The sequence below is a fragment of the Priestia aryabhattai genome, from assembly GCF_023715685.1.
Taxonomy (GTDB): Bacteria; Bacillota; Bacilli; order Bacillales; family Bacillaceae_H; genus Priestia; species Priestia aryabhattai_B.
The window spans coordinates 1-462 of record NZ_JAMBOQ010000063.1; the positions used below are offsets into that span (position 1 = coordinate 1).

Annotated in this window: 1 protein-coding gene; it reads left to right on the plus strand. The window is 63.0% G+C overall.

The features are described from left to right. Positions 1-233: 233 nt before the first annotated feature. Positions 234-462: DUF7455 domain-containing protein (locus M3225_RS28925; protein WP_251400754.1), on the plus strand; the 229-nt coding region annotated here is incomplete at its 3' end.

Below are 462 nucleotides of genomic sequence, written 5' to 3' on the forward strand. Positions count from 1 at the left end.
GTGGCCACCCTCGTGGCTGAAGCCCACGCGCTGCTCGCTGTCCACCACACCGATGACATACCGCATAGGAGATGCTCACTCTCTTGCCGCACATGACGCGTGTCAGCATCGGGTGGCTGTCGAGGCGGCCGTCGTCGGGAGCAAAACTGGATGTGCCAGTAGACTGTGAGTGGATGCCGAAGCCTTCACCGCGAAGATGAGCCCGAGCCGGTCTCCAGGATGAGTAGCAATTCATGGGCACCTACGGTGAAACAGTCCGACAGGCGACCGCGCCCGCCACCAGCTTCCAGGAGGGTCAGCAGATGGAAAGGGCGTCGTCCACCTGCGACCAATGCGTGGCTCCATCGGTGGCTGTCGCGGTGTTCGGCGACGGACCGTCCGCCCTGTCGCTGCATTTCTGCCGGCATCACCTCAGACAGCACTCGGACAAACTTGCTGACGGCGGGCACCAGGTCACTTTCC